Annotated in this window: 16 protein-coding genes and 2 pseudogenes; 9 read left to right on the top strand and 9 right to left on the bottom strand. The window is 53.9% G+C overall.

Features of this window, described 5'->3' with window-relative positions:
- Nucleotides 1-40: 40 nt before the first annotated feature.
- Nucleotides 41-487, bottom strand: a complete 447-nt coding sequence (locus tag HMPREF2907_RS02400) for a surface-adhesin E family protein (RefSeq protein WP_070679661.1) — start codon at nucleotides 485-487, stop codon at nucleotides 41-43.
- Between the two features lie 384 nt (nucleotides 488-871).
- On the opposite strand from HMPREF2907_RS02400, the gene recQ reads away from it, so the two are divergent.
- The gene (gene recQ / locus HMPREF2907_RS02395) at nucleotides 872-3,184 is read left to right on the top strand and encodes a DNA helicase RecQ (RefSeq protein ID WP_070679658.1); all 2,313 of its coding nucleotides are present in this window, start codon (nucleotides 872-874) and stop codon (nucleotides 3,182-3,184) included.
- A 204-nt stretch (nucleotides 3,185-3,388) separates the two neighbouring features.
- Here recQ and HMPREF2907_RS13125 read toward each other — a convergent pair whose 3' ends face one another.
- Nucleotides 3,389-3,607, bottom strand: coding sequence for a hypothetical protein (locus tag HMPREF2907_RS13125; protein WP_210388580.1), 219 nt, complete (start codon nucleotides 3,605-3,607; stop codon nucleotides 3,389-3,391).
- Between HMPREF2907_RS13125 and HMPREF2907_RS13120 the strand changes: the two are divergent.
- Nucleotides 3,503-4,040, top strand: a pseudogene (locus HMPREF2907_RS13120) (site-specific DNA-methyltransferase); the annotation flags it as partial. The gene HMPREF2907_RS13125 and the pseudogene HMPREF2907_RS13120 overlap by 105 nt on opposite strands.
- A 396-nt stretch (nucleotides 4,041-4,436) precedes the next feature.
- On the opposite strand, the gene HMPREF2907_RS02385 reads toward HMPREF2907_RS13120, so the two are convergent.
- On the bottom strand, nucleotides 4,437-6,299 hold the full coding sequence (locus HMPREF2907_RS02385) for a ribonuclease catalytic domain-containing protein (RefSeq protein ID WP_070679652.1): 1,863 nt from the start codon (nucleotides 6,297-6,299) through the stop codon (nucleotides 4,437-4,439).
- Nucleotides 6,300-6,639: 340 nt separating this feature from the next.
- On the opposite strand from HMPREF2907_RS02385, the gene HMPREF2907_RS02380 reads away from it, so the two are divergent.
- Nucleotides 6,640-8,409: an acyl-CoA dehydrogenase family protein gene (locus HMPREF2907_RS02380; protein WP_070679649.1), complete on the top strand. Its 1,770-nt coding sequence runs from the start codon at nucleotides 6,640-6,642 to the stop codon at nucleotides 8,407-8,409.
- A 71-nt stretch (nucleotides 8,410-8,480) separates the two neighbouring features.
- Here HMPREF2907_RS02380 and dinG read toward each other — a convergent pair whose 3' ends face one another.
- Both dinG and HMPREF2907_RS02370 read right to left on the bottom strand, forming a co-directional pair.
- Nucleotides 8,481-10,631 carry an ATP-dependent DNA helicase DinG gene (gene dinG / locus HMPREF2907_RS02375; protein ID WP_070679646.1) on the bottom strand — a complete coding sequence of 717 codons (2,151 nt, stop codon included), beginning with the start codon at nucleotides 10,629-10,631 and terminating at the stop codon, nucleotides 8,481-8,483.
- A 473-nt stretch (nucleotides 10,632-11,104) separates the two neighbouring features.
- On the bottom strand, nucleotides 11,105-11,371 hold the full coding sequence (locus HMPREF2907_RS02370) for a DUF3079 domain-containing protein (RefSeq protein ID WP_003766405.1): 267 nt from the start codon (nucleotides 11,369-11,371) through the stop codon (nucleotides 11,105-11,107).
- 204 nt (nucleotides 11,372-11,575) lie between these two features.
- Between HMPREF2907_RS02370 and HMPREF2907_RS02365 the strand changes: the two genes are divergently transcribed.
- The 5 genes and pseudogenes from HMPREF2907_RS02365 (at nucleotide 11,576) to HMPREF2907_RS02355 (ending at nucleotide 13,393) form a co-directional block, all read left to right on the top strand.
- Nucleotides 11,576-12,166 carry a sigma-70 family RNA polymerase sigma factor gene (locus HMPREF2907_RS02365; RefSeq protein ID WP_070679642.1) on the top strand — a complete coding sequence of 197 codons (591 nt, stop codon included), beginning with the start codon at nucleotides 11,576-11,578 and terminating at the stop codon, nucleotides 12,164-12,166.
- Between the two features lie 18 nt (nucleotides 12,167-12,184).
- Complete coding sequence (locus tag HMPREF2907_RS12415; protein WP_003779645.1) at nucleotides 12,185-12,355, top strand: anti-sigma factor family protein; 171 nt, start codon at nucleotides 12,185-12,187, stop codon at nucleotides 12,353-12,355.
- A gap of 6 nt (nucleotides 12,356-12,361) precedes the next feature.
- Nucleotides 12,362-12,475: pseudogene (locus tag HMPREF2907_RS13115) on the top strand (IS5/IS1182 family transposase); the annotation flags it as partial.
- Nucleotides 12,476-12,566: 91 nt separating this feature from the next.
- Complete coding sequence (locus tag HMPREF2907_RS12815; protein WP_070679638.1) at nucleotides 12,567-12,749, top strand: hypothetical protein; 183 nt, start codon at nucleotides 12,567-12,569, stop codon at nucleotides 12,747-12,749.
- 125 nt (nucleotides 12,750-12,874) lie between these two features.
- Complete coding sequence (locus tag HMPREF2907_RS02355; RefSeq protein WP_070679634.1) at nucleotides 12,875-13,393, top strand: c-type cytochrome; 519 nt, start codon at nucleotides 12,875-12,877, stop codon at nucleotides 13,391-13,393.
- A 163-nt stretch (nucleotides 13,394-13,556) separates the two neighbouring features.
- Here HMPREF2907_RS02355 and HMPREF2907_RS02350 read toward each other — a convergent pair whose 3' ends face one another.
- The 4 genes from HMPREF2907_RS02350 to HMPREF2907_RS02335 form a co-directional block, all read right to left on the bottom strand.
- Nucleotides 13,557-13,889: a zinc ribbon domain-containing protein YjdM gene (locus HMPREF2907_RS02350; RefSeq protein WP_070679631.1), complete on the bottom strand. Its 333-nt coding sequence runs from the start codon at nucleotides 13,887-13,889 to the stop codon at nucleotides 13,557-13,559.
- A gap of 286 nt (nucleotides 13,890-14,175) precedes the next feature.
- Nucleotides 14,176-14,901: a septal ring lytic transglycosylase RlpA family protein gene (locus HMPREF2907_RS02345; RefSeq protein WP_070679627.1), complete on the bottom strand. Its 726-nt coding sequence runs from the start codon at nucleotides 14,899-14,901 to the stop codon at nucleotides 14,176-14,178.
- A 150-nt stretch (nucleotides 14,902-15,051) separates the two neighbouring features.
- Complete coding sequence (gene trmL / locus HMPREF2907_RS02340) at nucleotides 15,052-15,516, bottom strand: tRNA (uridine(34)/cytosine(34)/5-carboxymethylaminomethyluridine(34)-2'-O)-methyltransferase TrmL (protein ID WP_029609489.1); 465 nt, start codon at nucleotides 15,514-15,516, stop codon at nucleotides 15,052-15,054.
- 64 nt (nucleotides 15,517-15,580) lie between these two features.
- Nucleotides 15,581-16,318 (bottom strand): ComF family protein, encoded by a 738-nt coding sequence (locus tag HMPREF2907_RS02335; protein ID WP_083286447.1) that lies wholly within the window; start codon nucleotides 16,316-16,318, stop codon nucleotides 15,581-15,583.
- A 13-nt stretch (nucleotides 16,319-16,331) separates the two neighbouring features.
- On the opposite strand from HMPREF2907_RS02335, the gene bioH reads away from it, so the two are divergent.
- Complete coding sequence (gene bioH / locus HMPREF2907_RS02330) at nucleotides 16,332-17,078, top strand: pimeloyl-ACP methyl ester esterase BioH (RefSeq protein WP_070442757.1); 747 nt, start codon at nucleotides 16,332-16,334, stop codon at nucleotides 17,076-17,078.
- Nucleotides 17,079-17,261: the final 183 nt, after the last annotated feature.

Below are 17,261 nucleotides of genomic sequence, written 5' to 3'. Positions count from 1 at the left end.
TTTGACTATCTTGTGGATAAGTATGTAGATAAGTTGAGTATTAGAGCTTACCGCCGCATACGGCTTCGAATTGTTTTTCGGTAATCGTACCGTTCATCACGCTCATGGGGCGGATATTTGTCGCGGTGTAGCTGTGTTTGGAAATTTCTTTGCCGTGTTCGTCGAGGAGTTGCAAGGCCGTCAGGCGGTAGGTTTTGTTGGTGCAATGGATCTCCCAGTCGCCGATGGCGGTTTTGTAGGCAGGCGTGTTGACGAAGCGCTCCTCTTTCATCTTCGACACGGTTTTTCTATCGCGGAAAGTGACCAAAGTACCGTTTTTCTTGATGCTGTTTTTATCAATCGCCACTTTGATATTGCCGTCGGAAATCGTGCCGATGTTGTCCCAGTTGCCGCTGACGCCGCCGCTTGTGGTCGTAGTCGTTTGACAGGCGCTCAGAAGCAGGGCTGCCGATAAAGTCGAAATAAGGGAAAAGTGTTTGATGTTCATAAGTTTTGGTTGCTTAGGATAAATTATTAGACTGCCGTATTATGCGCGAAGACGGCGGGGCAGTAAATCGGCTTTGCAAAGTCTTAAAACCGCCAAAAAATGAAAAGGTCGTCTGAAAACAGGTTTTCTAGCCGATTGACTTGAAACCAGTACGCCGCCGCTTTGCCGGAGATTAAAGAGAACGGTAATGCATTGGGTAAACCAGTTTCCCATATCCGTATTGTCGGCAGTTCCGCCATCTTGTCTCAATCAAAAATCAATCTGCGATACCCAACCAAGCATAATCCGTTTTCAGACGACCCCATGTGGATAACTCAAATATCCCCCATGCAGGCAGTGTCTAAAACCGCTAAAATAACGCTTTTCCCTCCCTACGGAACCATCATGCCCCAGCCTTCCGCCCAACAGATTTTGCACGAAGTATTCGGCTATCCCGAATTTCGCGGCAAGCAGGAGGCTGTCGTCAATACATTGGCAGGCGGCGGAAGCCTGTTGGTATTGATGCCGACGGGCGGGGGCAAGTCGTTGTGTTACCAAATTCCCGCGCTGATGCGCGAAGGTGTCGCCATCGTCGTTTCGCCGCTGATCGCCCTGATGAACGACCAAGTGGCGAGCCTGCACGCCGCAGGCATAGAAGCAGCAGCGGTCAACAGCAGTACAACGGTGGAAGAAGCCCGCGAAGTGGCGGACAAACTCGCCCAAGGTCGTCTGAAACTGCTCTACGTCGCACCGGAGCGGCTCGTTACCGACCGTTTCCTGCGTTTTCTCGATCAGCAAACCATCAGCCTTTTCGCCATAGACGAAGCGCATTGCGTCAGCCAATGGGGGCACGATTTCCGCCCCGAATACCAGCAATTAGGGCTGCTTGCCGAACGCTATCCGCAAGTGCCGCGCATTGCCCTGACCGCGACCGCCGATGCGGCGACCCGCGCCGACATCAAACATTTCCTCCATCTGGAAGACGCGCCCGAATTCATCTCCAGCTTTGACCGCCCGAATATCTATTATCAGGTTATCGAAAAAAACAACGGCAAAAAGCAGCTTCTCGACTTCATCCGCAAAGAAATGGAAGGGCAAAGCGGCATCGTCTATTGCCTCAGCCGCAAAAAAGTCGAAGACATCGCCCAATTCCTCTGTGAAAACGGATTGGACGCGATTCCCTACCATGCCGGCTTGAGCATGGAAGTGCGCGAAGCAAACCAACGCCGTTTTACCCGCGAAGACAACATTATCGTCGTCGCCACCGTTGCCTTCGGTATGGGCATAGACAAACCGGACGTGCGCTTCGTCGCCCATCTCGATATGCCCCAAAGCGTCGAACATTTCTACCAAGAATCCGGCCGCGCCGGGCGGGACGGGCTGCCTGCCGTGAGTTGGCTGTGTTACGGGTTGAACGACTGGGTATTGCTGCGCGAACGCATCGCCGAAGGCAACAGCGACGAAGTGCAGAAACAAATCGAAATGCAGAAGCTCGATGCCATGCTTTCCGTCTGCGAAACCGCCGCCTGCCGCCGCGTACTCCTGCTCAAACATTTCGGCGAAGAATCCGCCCCTTGCGGCCATTGCGACAACTGCCTGCATCCGCCCGTACGCTTCGACGGTACCGTCCTCGTACAAAAGCTCCTCAGTTGCGTGTATCGCGCCGGACAACGCTTTGCCGCCGGCTATATCACCAACCTTCTGCGCGGTAAAAGCGACGACTGGATACGGCGCAACGGCCACGACAAACTCTCCACCTTCGGTATCGGCAGCGGGCAAACCGACAAAGAATGGCGCAGCGTCATCCGCCAGTGCATCAGCCTCGGCTACCTCACCGTCAACGTCGCCCAATATCAGGCATTGCAACTGACTGAAGCCGCAAAAAAAGTCCTCAAAGGCGAAACCGAAGTCATGTTGCGCCCATTGCGCCGCGAAAAAGCCGCCACTCAAAAGCCCAAAGACAACTGGCTGCGTACCGAACGCGAAGAACGCCTATGGCAGGCATTGCGGCATTGGCGGCAGCAGCGCGCCCATGCCGAGGAAGTTCCCGCCTACGTTGTCTGCGGCGACAAAACCCTGCGCGACATCGTCGAAAAAATGCCGCAAACGCTGGAAGATTTGCACCAAATTTACGGTTTGGGTGAGGCGAAAATCAACAAATTCGGCATCGACATCCTCAAGGTCTGCGAGAACGCAGCCGAAAACCAAAGCGGGCAAGCGGGCAACGAAGAACCCCTATTTACCCCCCAAACCAAGCGCGAACAGCAATTACAGCAAAAGCTTGAAACCTGGCGTGCCGAGCAGGCAGCCGCCGAACAATGCGCCTTGGGCAAAATCCTTTCCAACATCAGCCTGACCGACCTTGTCGTCTTCACGCCCGCCGAAGAAGCCGACCTGCTCGGTATCTACGGCATAGGCAGCGAAAGAATTGCCCAATACGGGCAGGCAATACTCGACATCTGCCGCCCTTACGCAGACGGACTTTCCGAGCCGAAACAGGCAGAACGCCAGCTCGCCCGCCGCCTGTTCCAATGGTGTCTTGATACCGCCCGATATGAAGGCGGAGAGATGCACGCCGTCGCCAAAAAACAGACTTTACGCGCCATCGCCAAAGCCCGACCGCAAACTTTGACGGCACTTTCTAAAATAGAGGGCGTGAGCGGGGAATGGTTGGACCAATACGGCGAAGAAATCATAGAAATCTGCACGGCGGACTGACAATCAAAAAGGTCGTCTGAAAACCCCATAAAAGGTTTTCAGACGACCTATTAATACCGCTTCAGTATCTTAGCCAATCCCAGTAAAATAACTTATCTTCCGACCCCTATTGCAAAGGCGAAAAAATGGCAACCGAACCGAACCGAACCGAACCGAACCGAAATTATACACGATTTAGAAAATAATTTCAAACAAAACAATATATTAAAACTCAAACAACTCTTTCCCGAAGTCTTTTGCGAAGGCCAAATCGACTTTGAGAAACTCAAACTCGTCCTCGGCGCAGAAAACCTTGCCGGCGCGGGCGAACGTTACCAACTGGATTGGGCGGGCAAAACCGCCGCCTATCTCAATCTCCAAAGCCCCACTTCCCGTACCCTCGTTCCCTGCAAAGAAGAATCCGCAGATTTCGACGGTACGCAAAACGTGTTTATCGAAGCCGAAAACCTCGAAGCACTGAAAATCCTGCAAAAATCCTACGCCGGCAGCGTGAAGATGATTTACATCGACCCGCCCTACAACACCGGAAACGATTCCTTTATTTATCCCGACAAATTCTCCGAAAGCCGCGAAGAATACGCCCGCCGCGTGGGCGATACCGACGACGCGGGCTACCTGAAGCGCGACGGCGTATTCCAAGGCGCGTGGCGCAAAAACGGCAAAGACAGCGGCCATTACCACAGCAACTGGCTCTCCATGATGCTGCCGCGCCTGCATCTGGCAAAAACCCTGCTGCGCGAAGACGGCGTGATTTTTATCAGCATTGACGACAACGAACAGGCGCAGTTGAAACTGTTGTGTGATGAAGTGTTTGCGGGCGGAGAACTTTGTAGAACAAATCATTTGGGAAAAGAAATTCAGCCCTAAAATGATGCAAATATTTTCCGGAAAATCATGACTACCTGATTTGTTATACAAAAAATATTACCGAACTATAAATCAAACTGTTACCGCGAACAGAAGAAACAAATGCTCGTTATAAAAATATTGATAATGGCTCACATGGTGCTTGGACTTCGTGAGATTTATTGCATAAAGATGTGCAACAAAGCGGAATTTATACAATGACAACGCTAAACGGTACACAACACAATCCACCTGGCGGTATATAGGAAATCGCCGCGTCGTTTACACCGTAGTTTGAACGGCGACACCGTTTGAGGTCTTGCAGGTTTATTTTTCTCAACCTGTGGTGTAAACAACGTAACGATTTCTTACGTCGGATTTCAGACGATGTTTTATATACCTCTCCTTACGCAACCGCAGGTGCGACGGCTTTCACATAATTCAACGCGATAAACTGCTTTTCGGGGTCGAGTTCGGTGATTTTGAGCAGAACTTGCGATTTGGGCAGCGCGTCGAAGGGGATGCCGGTGGCGCGGGTTACCAGCGGCAGGCCTTCAATGCGGACGAGGTCTTCTTTGAGGATGGTTGCGGTCAGCTCGCTTGTGCCTTGCTGTTGCAGGTACACGAGGCTCCAATAGGCTTCCATCTGCCGTTGGAAGTCGGCGTAGGCAGCGTAGGCGGTGTCGAAATCGCGCAGGGCGGCGAAGAGTTCGGCATCGCTTTGCCGGAAGAGCGGCTCGGCGGTGTCGTCTATCAGGCTGAGGAGTTGTTTTTGGTTGATGTAGTCGGCGGCGCGGCGCAGCGGCGAGGTAAACCAGCCGTAATGTTGCACGCCCATGCCGATGTGCGGCTCGGATTTGGTGCTCATGCGCACTTTTCCGGCGGGTTGCACGCGGAAGAGGCCGGGCAGGTCGTTGTCATGGAGCATCTGCGCCCAAGTGCTGTTAGCCAAAATCATCATTTCGCTGACCAGCATATCGATGGGCGAACCACGTTCGCGGCGGACGACGGAGACTTTGCCTTCTTCATCCAATTCAATGCTGTAATCGTATTGCGGCGCGCGGTCGGGTTCGTATTTGCCGCGTGCTTTTTGCAGGGCGACGGCGAATTGGTGCAACCAAATCAGGTCTTGATGGTGGGTGAACATCATTTCACCGGCTTCGTCCAAGCCGGTTTCGGCGTTGAAATGCGGCTCGATGGCTTGGATGCGCAGGTTTTCGGCGATGTTGACGGCTTCGATTTTGCAGGTCGGCTCACCGACGTTGAATTCGCTGTCCACATCGAAATAAATGCTGACGGCAGGACGGTACGCGCCCGCATCAAGGCTGAACGCGGCAATCCAGTTTTCGGGCAGCATGGTGATTTTTCCGCCGGGGAAATAGACCGTGCTCAAGCGGTCCATGATGTTTTTTTCCATTTTGTCGCCTTGTTTAATGGCGAGCGACGGCGCGGCGATATGGATGCCGACGCGCTTCGTGCCGTTGCCCAAATCTGTCAGGCTTAAAGCGTCGTCCACTTCGGTGGTTGATTCGTCGTCGATGGAAAAGGCGGTAACATCGGCCTTGGGCAGGTCGGGCATTTCAGGTAAGGGGAGGTCGGGAAAGCCTGTTCCGTTGGGGAAGTATTTGATTTCAAAACTGTCTTGCAGATATTGGGGAATGGACGTAATGCCGCCTGTTTTTTTCGCCAATTCGTAGGCGGAGGTTTTCAGCGCGTCGGCGGCTTTGGTAAAGGCTTTGTAGGTTAGCGACTGCTTGTCGGGCGCGTGCAGAATGGTTTTCAAATCCGCCGCGATTTCAGACGGCATCTCGCCGCGTTTCAAGGCTTCCGCCCAAGCGTCGATTTGCGCGTCTTGTTGTTTTTTGCGTTCGATGGCGGCAAGCGCCTGTTTCAAAGTTTCTTCGGGCGCGGCTTTGAACACGCCTTTGGCTTTTTTGTAGAAATACATCGGCGCGGCGTAAAGCGCAATCAAGGTCGCCGCCAGCTCGGTTTTGGTCGGCGCATGGCCGTAATATTCTTCGGCAATCGCCTCGGCGGAAAATTCTTCTTCGCCGCATACTTCCCACAATAAATCGGTGTCGATGTCCGCCGCCTGCGCCTGCGCGTTCTCCAAAAACGCCGCCATATCGCCGTCGAACTCGGCAAAGACGTTGTTCGCCTTCACTTTGGTGCGCTTGCCGTGTTGGGTATCGACTTGGTAGGTGGCGTCGTTTTTTTGGACGATGGCGGCGACTTTGAATTGGCCGGACTCTTCGTAAAAGATATTCATGTATTGCTGCTGTCAGGTTGAAGTGGGAAACGGACGATTTTAGCAGATTCTTGTTGATAAAGACGGACAAAAGGTCGTCTGAAAAACTTGCCCTCCCCTTCTCATTTCATTGAAACCGCCTTTTCAGACGACCTTTGACGACTTTGACCGCGCTCAAACCTGCTGCGCTCCGCCCATGCTGCCTGATTTGAAATAATTTGTTTAAAAATAGAAGGATAGCCTTTTATTTTGCCCGAGGTCGTCTGAAAACCTGCGCTTTGCAAACCTGTGGTTTAGGATTAGTATAACTATACCAATTTATCCCAAATCCATTTCAAATCATTCACTTCGGAGAGATTCCATGAGCTACACGGCCCCTGTAAACGAATTGCGTTTCGGCATCCGCGTGCACGGCAGGTTGGACGAAATCCTGCAACTGCCCCATGCAGAAGGTTTGGATGCGGAAACGGTGGATGCAGTGCTGGACGAAGCGGCGCGGTTTGCCTCGGAGCAATGGGCGGACACCAACCGCACTGGCGATTTGCACGGCGCGGGTTTTTCAGACGACCTGATTACGACCCATCCCGATTTGGCGCGTGCCTACTATGATTTCTGCGAAGCGGGTTGGGCGGGTTTGCGCGCGCCGGCGGAATTTGGCGGGCAGGGGCTGCCGGCGGTCGTGTCGGCGGCGTGTGAAGAGATGTGGTGCGCCGCCAACCTCGCCCTGTCGCTGATGCCGATGCTGACGCTGGGGGCGGTGGACGCGCTGTTCAAACACGGCAGCGAGGAGCAGAAACAGACCTACCTGCCGAAAATGTGCAGCGGCGAATGGGCGGGAACGATGAATTTGAGCGAACCGCAGGCGGGTTCGGATTTGAACCACATCGCCACCCGCGCCGTGCCGAAAGAAAACGGTGCGTATGCCCTCAGCGGTCAGAAAATCTTCATCACTTGGGGCGATCAGGAAATGACGGAAAACATCGTCCATCTGGTGCTCGCGCGCCTGCCCGATGCCGCGCCGGGCGTGCAGGGCGTGTCGATGTTTATCGTGCCGAAATATTTGGTGAACGCAGACGGCAGCTTGGGCGGACGCAACGGCGTGCGCGCCATCGGCATCGAACACAAGCTCGGCATACACGCCAGCCCGACCTGTACGATGGAGTTCGACAACGCCGAAGGTTATCTGGTCGGCAGGGCGGGCAAGGGTTTGGCGTATATGTTTACCATGATGAAAACCGCGCGGCTGAACGTCGGCATCGAAGGCCACGCCGTCGCCGAACGCGCCTACCAAAACGCGCTCGCCTATGCGAAAGAGCGCGTGCAGGGACGCGACGAGGCGGACGGTTCAGACGACGTGGCGATTATCCGCCATCCCGACGTGCGCCGTATGTTGTTGATACAAAAGGCAACGCTCGCCGCCCAACGCGCCCTCTATCTGCGCGCCGCCGCCCTGACCGATTTTGCCGCCGCCTGCCCCGACAACGTATTGCGCAAAGAAGCGGAGCGCGAACTGGATTTCCTGATTCCCATCGTCAAAGCCTGGCCGACCGACAACGGCGTCGTCCTGACCAACCTCGCCGTCCAGATTTACGGCGGCGCGGGTTACGTCGAAGAAAGCGGCGTGGCGCAATACCTGCGCGACGTGCGGATTACGCCGATTTACGAAGGCACCAACGGCATACAGGCCGCCGATTTGGCAGGGCGCAAAACCACCAGCAAAAACGGCGCGCTGCCTTTGAAGCTGCTCGCCGAAGGAAAAGAGCTGGCGGACAAACTCGCCGCCGCCGAACCTGCCGCCGCGCAGCAACTGGCGCAAGCCATTGAAACGGCGGAACAAAGCATCGCCCGCATGGTCGGATACGCCGACCGTCCCGCCCTCGCCGCCGCCGCGTCCAACGCCTACCTGCAACAAATGGGGCTGACGTTCGGCGCCATCGGGCTCGCCCGCGCCTACCTTGCCGCCGAAGCCGCCCAAAAGGACGACGCCGACGGCTTCGGCAGCAGTTTCTACGCCGCGCAGCAACACAACGCCCGCGTCTATTGCGCCCACGTCCTGCCGCAGGTTTACGCCTGCGCCGCGCAGATTGAAAACGCGCAGGCATTGTTGGACGTGCCGTTAGAACTTTATTGACGGATACGGGTTTGAAAAAGGTCGTCTGAAATTGGAAATCTGGTTTCAGACGACCTTTTTATTTATGGATTTCAACCTATCCTTTTAAACGGCGGCAGGCTGGCTAGTAATTGTTGGCCGTACCGCTGCGTTTTGACGCGGTTGTCGAGGATGGTCACGCGGCCGTAGTCTTGTTCGGTGCGGATGAGGCGGCCGACGGCTTGGATGAGTTTGATGCCGGCTTCGGGGACGGTGATTTCGATAAAGGGGTTGCCGCCGCGCTGTTCTATCCAGCGGTTTTGGGTTTTTTCGATAGGGTTGTCGGGCATGGCGAAGGGGAGTTTGGCGATGATGACTTGCACGCAGGCGGTGCCGGGCAGGTCGAGTCCTTCGGCGAAGCTGTCGAGTCCGAAGATGATGCTGGCTTTGCCTTCTTCTATGGCTTGGTGGTGTTTTTGCAGGAGGACGGCTTTGGGCAATTCGCCTTGTACGAGCAAGAGCGGCAGGTAGTCTTCGGGCAGGCGCAGGGCGACATCCTGCATTTGTTTGCGCGAGGAAAACAGGACGAGCGTGCCGATGGCTTCGGTGGGCGAAATGAGCTTGGGCAGCCATTCGACGATGGCGGCGGTGTGCGCGGCGGGGTCTTTGGGGCTGGCGTGTACGGGTGGGATGTAGAGTTCGCCTTGCGCGTCGAAATCAAACGGGCTTTCTAGGGCGAGGGTGGTGGTTTCGGGCAGCCATTGCAGTCCGGTTTGGCGCAGGATCAGGTTGAAGCTGCCCAAGGATTGCAGGGTGGCGGAGGTCAGCACTGCGCCTGCCGCGCGCCGCCACAGGCTGTTGGCGAGATGGGACGCGCTGCTGATGGGGCTGGCGTTGAAAATGTAGTCGTTTTTGTCGTCGGCGCGGCGGGTTATCCATTTCGCCAGCGGTTCTTCGCCCTCGAGGGGGACGGTGGAGAGCAAGTCCCATGTAGCGGTGATTTGTTCGATACGGGCGCGGAATACGCCGAATTCGGTACTCAGGCGGTCGATTTGCGCGCTGTTTTGGTCTTTGTCGCGGCGGGCGGCGGACAGGGCGTCGTTGAGGCTGTTGATGTGTTTGTAGAGGCTGCGGGCGGCGATGGCGGTGTTGGAAACGGTGGTTTCGAGGCCTTCGGGGATTTTGCCGTCTTCCCATAGCCAAGTCGGTTCGCTGTTTGTCCGTCTGTCGTTTTCAGACGACCCCAAGCTCAAAGACGGCTCTTCGGCGAGGTGGAACTGCCATTCGTGCAGGCTTTCGAGCAGCGCGGCGGCGGCTTCGTCGGCAAGGTTCGCCAACTCGCCTTTGTCGGTGAGTGCGGCAATTTTGCCGGTAACCTGCGGCAGTTTTTCCAACGCCCACACCGCTTGGTTCCACGAATGCTCGGCGGCAAACTGGCTGAGTGCTTTTTTGGGCAGGTGGTGCGCTTCGTCGATGCAGTAGAAGCTGTTTTCAGGGTCGGGCAAAATCACGCCGCCGCCCATGCTGATGTCGACCATCAGCAAATCGTGGTTGGTTACGACGACATCGACGGTCTCCAGCGTGTCGCGGGCAAGGTAAAACGGGCATTCCGGTCGGTTGGGACAGGCGGTTTTGAGGCAGCCGTAGTTGTCGTTGTTCACCTTCATCCAGATGGTGTCGTCGATTTTTTCCGGCCAAGTGTCGCGGTCGCCGTTGAACCGACGGGCGGAAAATTCGTCGGCGATGTCGCGCAGCAGCTTCAATTCTTCGGGCTTGGGTTTGCTGTCCCACAAGACGGCGGGGGCTTCGAAACCGAGCAGGTTTTGCTGGGCGTTGCTTTGCGTCAGCTGGTAGAGTTTGTAGGGGCAGAGATAGCGGCCGCGCCCTTTGGCAAGCGCGAAGGTCAGTTCCAAACCGCTTTTTTCGACCAGAAACGGCAGGTCGCGGTCAACCAACTGCTCCTGCAGGGCAACCGTCGCGCTGCTCACAATCAACCGCTTGCCGCGCGTCTGCGCCATAATGCCGCCCGCCAGCAGGTAGGCAAGCGATTTGCCCACGCCGGTCGGCCCTTCGATTACGGCAATGCTCTCGCCCTCGCGCTTGGGCGGCTCGCCGCCTTCTTCGCGCGTCAACGTCCGCGAAAAAGCGTTGGCAACCGCCGCAATCATTTCCCGCTGCGAAGCGCGCGGACGGAAACCGGGCAGGTTTTTGCCGATATTTTGGTAATGGTCGCGGATGGCGTTTTTTTCTAAATCGGTGAGCATCGAGGTCGTCTGAAAAGGTGGATTTGCTTATGAATTGGTTATTTTAGCATTTTTCGCGGACGGGTTCGGGAGAGATGGGAAAGGTCATCTGAAAAGCATATTTTGGCGTTTTCAGACGACCTTTTCTTAAGGCAATCCACATCGGGATTGGAGGTTTGAACCTTTGTCGTTTCTGTTGCCGTCATTCCCGCACAGGCGGGAATCCATCGTAAAACTTTAGAAATCTTGATTTGGAAAACAGTTTCTGAATTTCAAAAATGGATTCCCGCCGTAGCCTGCCCTCGCGTAGGCGGGGGCGGGAATGACGGAATTTGATGACATACCATATTTAAAGTTAAGTATGTTTGCTAGGGAGATGGGCAGCGGCGGTTTGGCGCGGGTGGGGTCAATTTCTTGGGGCATCGTTGAAATAAAGATAAGGGCGCATGATTGCGCCCCTTCGGTTTTCAGACGACCCCTTAAGCTTGGCGGGATTAAGCCGTTTTGTTCCGCAACGGCAGTTTGATATGCGGCTTAGCGGGTTTGGGCGCTTCTTTCAAGCCCAGTTCGATTTGCTGCTCTTCGCTCAACAAATTGCTCCAGTCGCCTTTTTTATACCACTCGCGCCCGTCCAATTCGATGGGGTGCTGGATGCGCTCGCAGCCGTTGCCGCACTGTAAATCATCTTCTTTACAATATTTGTCGCAACCCCAGCAGATGCGCTCCGGCGCTTTAGGGAAGATGGGGAATTTTTTTGCCATGGTGTGAAATCCTTGTTTTTATTTTCATGAAATTATAAATGATTCGATTGCGGCAGCTTGGTTTTTGTACGTCTTTTTACGCTGGACGGTTAAGAAATGTATAAGGTCGTCTGAAAGGCAGAGTCTGTGCGTCCGTCTGTTTCATCACACGCCTTCCCTATATCGGCGTAAAATCCGTACCTATTCATTCGATAATAATACATTATGCCCTTCCCCGAATTGACTGACGCCGAGCTTGCCGAATCCCGCAAGCTGCTCCTGCGTTTTGCCCGCATCCAATTGCCCGACCGCCCCGATTTGGCGGAAGACCTTGTGCAGGAAACCATGCTTTCCGCCTACCGCGCTGCCGAAGATTTTAAAGGAGAAGCACAAGTGGGCAGCTGGTTTTTTGCCATTTTGAAAAACAAAATTATCGACTGCCTGCGCCAAATCAGACGGCAGCGCGAAGTATTCGCCACGCCTGCGGAAGAAATGTTGGACGAAATCTTTGAAGAACGGTTTGCATCAGACGGACATTGGACGGCGGACGGCCATCCGCAAACTTGGGCCTCTCCCGAAAAAACGTTGGATAACAAAGAGTTTCGTGAAATCCTGCAAACCTGCCTCTACCAAATGCCCGAAAACACCGCCCGCGTGTTTACCATGAAGGAAATCCTCGGCTTCTCGTCCGACGAAATCCGCGAGCAATGCGGCATCAGCACGTCCAACTACCACACCATCATGCACCGCGCCCGCGAAACCCTGCGCCAATGCCTGCAAATCAAATGGTTCGGCAATGCAGAACATGCCGGTTAAGCCCGTTAGGAAAACACGATGAACAAATGCCGCAAAACCGCCTACCTGCTCTCCAAAAAACAGGACGAAACCCGCCTGACCGTTCCCGAACGCGTTTTTCTGGGCAGCCACCTGCTGATATGCCCCCATTGCCGCGAATATAAAAAACAACTCGACCTTATTCAGAAAGCCATGAAAAAGATGTTTTGAAGCTGGCGGATAAGGTATAGTGGATTAAATTTAAATCAGGACAAGGCGACGAAGCCGCAGACAGTACAGATAGTACGGCAAGGCGAGGCAACGCCGTACCGGTTTAAAGTTAATCCACTATAAAAAGGTCGTCTGAAACCTGATGTAGAGTTTCAGACGACCTTTTTGCATGAAAGAAAATAGGGATTGATTGGTTTGAGCATGAGTTGGGATGAAATGGCGCGCCCATAAAAAGCCGGCTTTTAAAGCCGGGATTTTGCAATTGGGCAGGATTTGGGCGGATTTAAAGGCATGGCAAACAAGATTCAAACCGCCCAATAAGCCGGAGGCTATATATATAGGAATGGCTGTGCGGGTGTCAACATTTTCTGCCTTTTTTCAGAACAAAACATGACTTATGCCAATATTTGTTACTACAACCCACTACATCGGCGGGAACATGAAAATGATGTGTGTTAGAATTTTTCCAGCTGTTTTATAAAACAGTACCTTAACTAAAAAATTTAAGAAAGATAGAACATGAACAAACTACTAATTGCTGCGATGATGATGGCCGCTTTGTCGGCTTGTTCCCAAGAAGCCAAACAGGAAACTAAGGAAGCGGCTACTGCCGTTGCTTCCGATATTAAAGATGCTGCCGCTTCTGCAGTTGATACCGTTGCCCCTGCTGTTCAAAAAGCAGCAAGCAAAGTAGAAGATGCTGCCGCCAAAGCCGCTTCGGAAGTAAAAGACGCTGCTCCTGCTGAAGCCAAACCGGAAGAAAAACCGGCAGATGCCTCTTCCGCCAAAGTGGACGGCAAGGCCGTTTTCGAAGCCAGCTGTAAAATGTGCCACGGCGGTACCATCCCGGGCGCTCCTGTTGTCGGTAAAAATGACGATTGGGCTCCGCGTATCAAACAAGGCAAAGAAACCTTGCACAAACATGCACTCGAAGGCTTCAACACCATGCCGGCAAAAGGCGGCAATACCAGCCTGAGCGACGACGAAGTCAAAGCGGCGGTCGATTATATGGCCAACCAATCCGGTGCCAAATTCTAAACCGTACAAATCAAAACGCACCTTGCAATAAGGTGCGTTTTTTATGGGAAAACAGCTTTAAAAAAGGCGAAAACCGTTTGAAAGCAACCCTTACGGAGACAAGTAGCTTTACAAACGGTTTTCAGGTCGGCCTAGCGACCCACCAACGATGATTATACCAACATCATGCTTTTTTGACAAACTCTGATTTCAAATTCATCGCGCTGCCGTCGATTTTGCAACCGATATTGTGGTCGCCTTCTTGCAGGCGTATACCTTTCACCTTGGTTCCTTGTTTGATGACCATGGAGCTGCCTTTGACTTTGAGGTCTTTAATCAGGACAACGGTGTCGCCGTCTTGCAACACGGCACCGTTGGCATCTTTGACGCTCAGGGTTTCTTCGGCGGTTTCGCCGTCGTTTTCCGTCCATTCAAACGCGCATTCGGGGCAGATGTATTGGCTGCCGTCTTCGTAGGTGTATTCGGATTGGCATTGCGGGCAAGGTGGGAGGGACATGGTGGGGATTCCTTTGGTTGACAAGCGGGGGATTATAAGGGAAAGGATGCAAGGATACGACGGCTTTGTATAGTGGATTAAATTTAAATCAGGACAAGGCGACGAAGCCGCAGACAGTACAGATAGTACGGAACCGATTCACTTGGTGCTTCAGCACCTTAGAGAATCGTTCTCTTTGAGCTAAGACGAGGCAACGCCGTACTGGTTTAAAGTTAATCCACTATAGCTATGCTTCAATACAAAACGACCTGTCTTGCAACAGGTCGTCTGAAAACACGGATGCGGCTTAGAGGGACAGCGAAGCTGCCTGAATCAGACCGCGTGCTTTGGCTTCGGCTTCGGCTGCACGCTCTTGCGAGGTGAACGGACCCATTTTGACGACGTATTCGTAGTCGCGTTTCTCCATGGAAACTTTCGGATTCATTTTGCCGTAAGAAAGGTTTACCGCAGCTTGGTTCATATAGGCTTGCGCTTCGCGCTCGGTACCGAAGGATTTCAAATCGACGAAAATATCTTTGCCATCATAAACTTGGGCGCTTTGACCCGGAACGATTTGCTCGACTTTGACGTGTGCCGTGCCTTGGTTGATGAAACCTAATTGTTGGGCGGCAGCTTTGGAAACGTCGATCACGCGGTTGCCGTGGAAAGGACCGCGGTCGTTGACGCGGACGATGACGCTTTTACCGTTTTTGGTGTTGGTCACACGGACGTAGCTGGGAATGGGCAGGGTTTTGTGGGCGGCGGTCAGGGCGTTCATATTGTAACGCTCGCCGCTGGAGGTTTTACGGCCGTGGAACTGGCTGCCGTACCATGAGGCATTGCCGGTTTGACTGAAGTTGGATACTTTAGTCATCGGCGTGTAGCGTTTGCCGGCAACTTTGTAGCTGCGGTTGGCTGAGGGGCTCAGCTTCTCGGCACGGACGATGGAGTCGGCAGAGGCGGAATGAATGGAAAGGATACTGATTGCAACGGCAGTCAGGGTGGAGAAAAGGGTGGTTTTAGATAAAGTCAAAACGTAGTCCGTTCTTGAGTTGATAACGCAGTGGGATGGCTCCCAGGCGGTTTCAGACGACGTATCGGCGGTTTGACAAAAACCAAGCTGTTTTCGGACAGTATGGCCTTGGTTTTTGTCAAACGGCTCAGGGAGATTCCCCAGCGGATGTTATACACCGCCTGCGTAACCGTTTTGCCGCCATGCTTCAAACAGAATCACGGCGACGGTGTTGGAAAGATTCATGCTCCGGCTGCCGGGCTTCATGGGCAGGCGCAGCTTTTGCCCTTCGGGCAGGGCGTCGAGGATTTCGGCGGGCAGGCCGCGTGTCTCGGGGCCGAACAAAAAAACATCGCCCTCAACAAAAGAAACTTCGTCGGGACGGGTTTTGCCTTTGGTGGTCAGCGCAAAAATGCGGCGGCCTTCCAAGGCTTTGAGACAATCTTCGAAATTCTCGTGTACCGTCAGTTTTGCAAACTCGTGATAATCCAAACCTGCGCGCTTCATTTTTGCCGAATCCAGCGGAAAACCGAGCGGCTTGACCAGATGCAAATCGGCTCCGGTGTTGGCGCACAATCGGATGATATTGCCCGTATTGGGCGGGATTTCGGGTTGGTACAAAACTATGGTAAACATATAAATCAATCACTTATAGAGCGGCATAATGCCGAAATGTTCCGTAGGTGTCAAAAACTTTAAGCTATTTTTTCATTGGCGGACGCGCCAAACTCCAGCAAAAAATCTTGCCTGCGCCTGATTTTTTCAGCGTCCGCGCCAATTCGTCCAGCGTCGAGCCGGTGGTGAATACATCGTCGATTAACAAAATATTACAGTTTTTCGAGATATGACCATTGATTTCAAAAGCATTTTTTATATTGCGAACCCTGTCTGCGCTTTTCAGCGTACTTTGCGGCTCGCGATGTCGTCTGAAAACCGTCTGCCGCGGCAGCAGCGTCCAGCCGTAATGTCCGGACAGAATATCCGCCAATTCTTCGCTTTGGTTGAAGCCGCGGTGCAGCCGCCTTTCTTTGCTCAACGGCACGGGCAGCACAAAATCGAAATGCTCCGTTTCCAGCCAGTCGGGCGCATGGCGGCGCATCAGTTCCGCCAGCGGACGGCTCATGCCGAGGTCAGCCAAATGCTTCAACGCGCGTATCATACTGCTGACGGGCGGCTCATAATACAGCGAAGCCCACATCCGCTCAAATGCCGGCGGCTTCTTCTGACAGCCTCCGCACACCGCTCCGCCCTGTATAGTGCGGAAACACAAGGGGCAACTGTTTGCCGCGTCCGTAAAAAACTCTTCCAAGTCCTCCGCGCAGCCGCCGCAAAAACCGCCATACGGCCGGGTTTCGCACGCTGAAACCAAGGCGTGGCATAATACGCAACGGCTTTTGTTCCGCCATCCCGCATTGCGCCACCAAGAAAACACATCCATAGAGAAAACAGCCATGCCGCACTCCGCCAAAAAAGTTTATCTGATACACGGCTGGGCAGCGAACCGCCACGTCTTCGACGACCTCATCCCGCGCCTAAGTGCCGATTGGGACATCCGTGCCCTCGACCTGCCCGGACACGGCGATGCACCCTTTGCCGAAAACTTCAACATCGCCGCGATTGCCGAAGCCTTCGCCGAAGAAATCGACGCGCCCGCCCACATCCTCGGCTGGTCGCTCGGTGGCTTGGTCGCGCTCCATCTCGCCGCACGCCGTCCCGACAAAGTCCGCTCGCTCTGCCTGACCGCAAGTTTCGCCCGCCTGACCGCCGACTCGGACTACCCCGAAGGGCTGTCCAATCCCGCTTTGGGCAAGATGGTCGGCGCGTTTCGGCAGGATTATGCCAAACATATCAAACAGTTTCTACAATTACAGTTGCTGCACACACCAAACGCCGCCGAAATCATCGGCAACATCCTGCCCGACCTCTCCCGCCACGGCGCACCGCCCGCCCTGCAAGCCGCGTTGGACGCCGTCAACCAAGCCGATGCCCGCCCCCTGCTTTCAAGCATCCAAGCCCCGTCGCTTTTAGTGTTCGGACAAAAAGACGCCATCACCCCGCCGCGCATGGGAGAATACCTCAACCGCCATCTGGCGGACAGCGAATTGGTATTGATGGAAAAAGCGGCACACGCCCCGTTTTTAAGCCACGCCGACGAATTTGCCGAACGCTACCGCAATTTTGTTGAAAAGGTCGTCTGAAAAGCTTTTCTGCTGTGATATCACTGCAGACGTGAATCCAATCCCCCGCCTTTTCTTGATTTAAACCTACGCTGCGATACTTACATTTATTGCCGGTCGGCGTTATAGTGGCAGTAGTATTTTCTTTGTATATATAGTGGATTAACTTTAAATCGGTACGGCGTTGCCTCGCCTCAGCTCAAA

The organism is Neisseria sp. HMSC055H02, assembly GCF_001813335.1.
Classification (GTDB): Bacteria; Pseudomonadota; Gammaproteobacteria; order Burkholderiales; family Neisseriaceae; genus Neisseria; species Neisseria sicca_C.
This window is presented reverse-complemented; position numbering and strand designations above follow the sequence as displayed.

Coding starts and splice junctions, on each gene's coding strand:
- HMPREF2907_RS02400 (WP_070679661.1), bottom strand. CDS start 487: ATGAACATCAAACACTTTTCCCTTATTTCGACTTTATCGGCAGCCCTG.
- recQ (WP_070679658.1), top strand. CDS start 872: ATGCCCCAGCCTTCCGCCCAACAGATTTTGCACGAAGTATTCGGCTAT.
- HMPREF2907_RS02385 (WP_070679652.1), bottom strand. CDS start 6,299: ATGAATATCTTTTACGAAGAGTCCGGCCAATTCAAAGTCGCCGCCATC.
- HMPREF2907_RS02380 (WP_070679649.1), top strand. CDS start 6,640: ATGAGCTACACGGCCCCTGTAAACGAATTGCGTTTCGGCATCCGCGTG.
- dinG (WP_070679646.1), bottom strand. CDS start 10,631: ATGCTCACCGATTTAGAAAAAAACGCCATCCGCGACCATTACCAAAAT.
- HMPREF2907_RS02370 (WP_003766405.1), bottom strand. CDS start 11,371: ATGGCAAAAAAATTCCCCATCTTCCCTAAAGCGCCGGAGCGCATCTGC.
- HMPREF2907_RS02365 (WP_070679642.1), top strand. CDS start 11,576: ATGCCCTTCCCCGAATTGACTGACGCCGAGCTTGCCGAATCCCGCAAG.
- HMPREF2907_RS12415 (WP_003779645.1), top strand. CDS start 12,185: ATGAACAAATGCCGCAAAACCGCCTACCTGCTCTCCAAAAAACAGGAC.
- HMPREF2907_RS12815 (WP_070679638.1), top strand. CDS start 12,567: ATGAAATGGCGCGCCCATAAAAAGCCGGCTTTTAAAGCCGGGATTTTG.
- HMPREF2907_RS02355 (WP_070679634.1), top strand. CDS start 12,875: ATGAACAAACTACTAATTGCTGCGATGATGATGGCCGCTTTGTCGGCT.
- HMPREF2907_RS02350 (WP_070679631.1), bottom strand. CDS start 13,889: ATGTCCCTCCCACCTTGCCCGCAATGCCAATCCGAATACACCTACGAA.
- trmL (WP_029609489.1), bottom strand. CDS start 15,516: ATGTTTACCATAGTTTTGTACCAACCCGAAATCCCGCCCAATACGGGC.
- HMPREF2907_RS02335 (WP_083286447.1), bottom strand. CDS start 16,318: ATGGATGTGTTTTCTTGGTGGCGCAATGCGGGATGGCGGAACAAAAGC.
- bioH (WP_070442757.1), top strand. CDS start 16,332: ATGCCGCACTCCGCCAAAAAAGTTTATCTGATACACGGCTGGGCAGCG.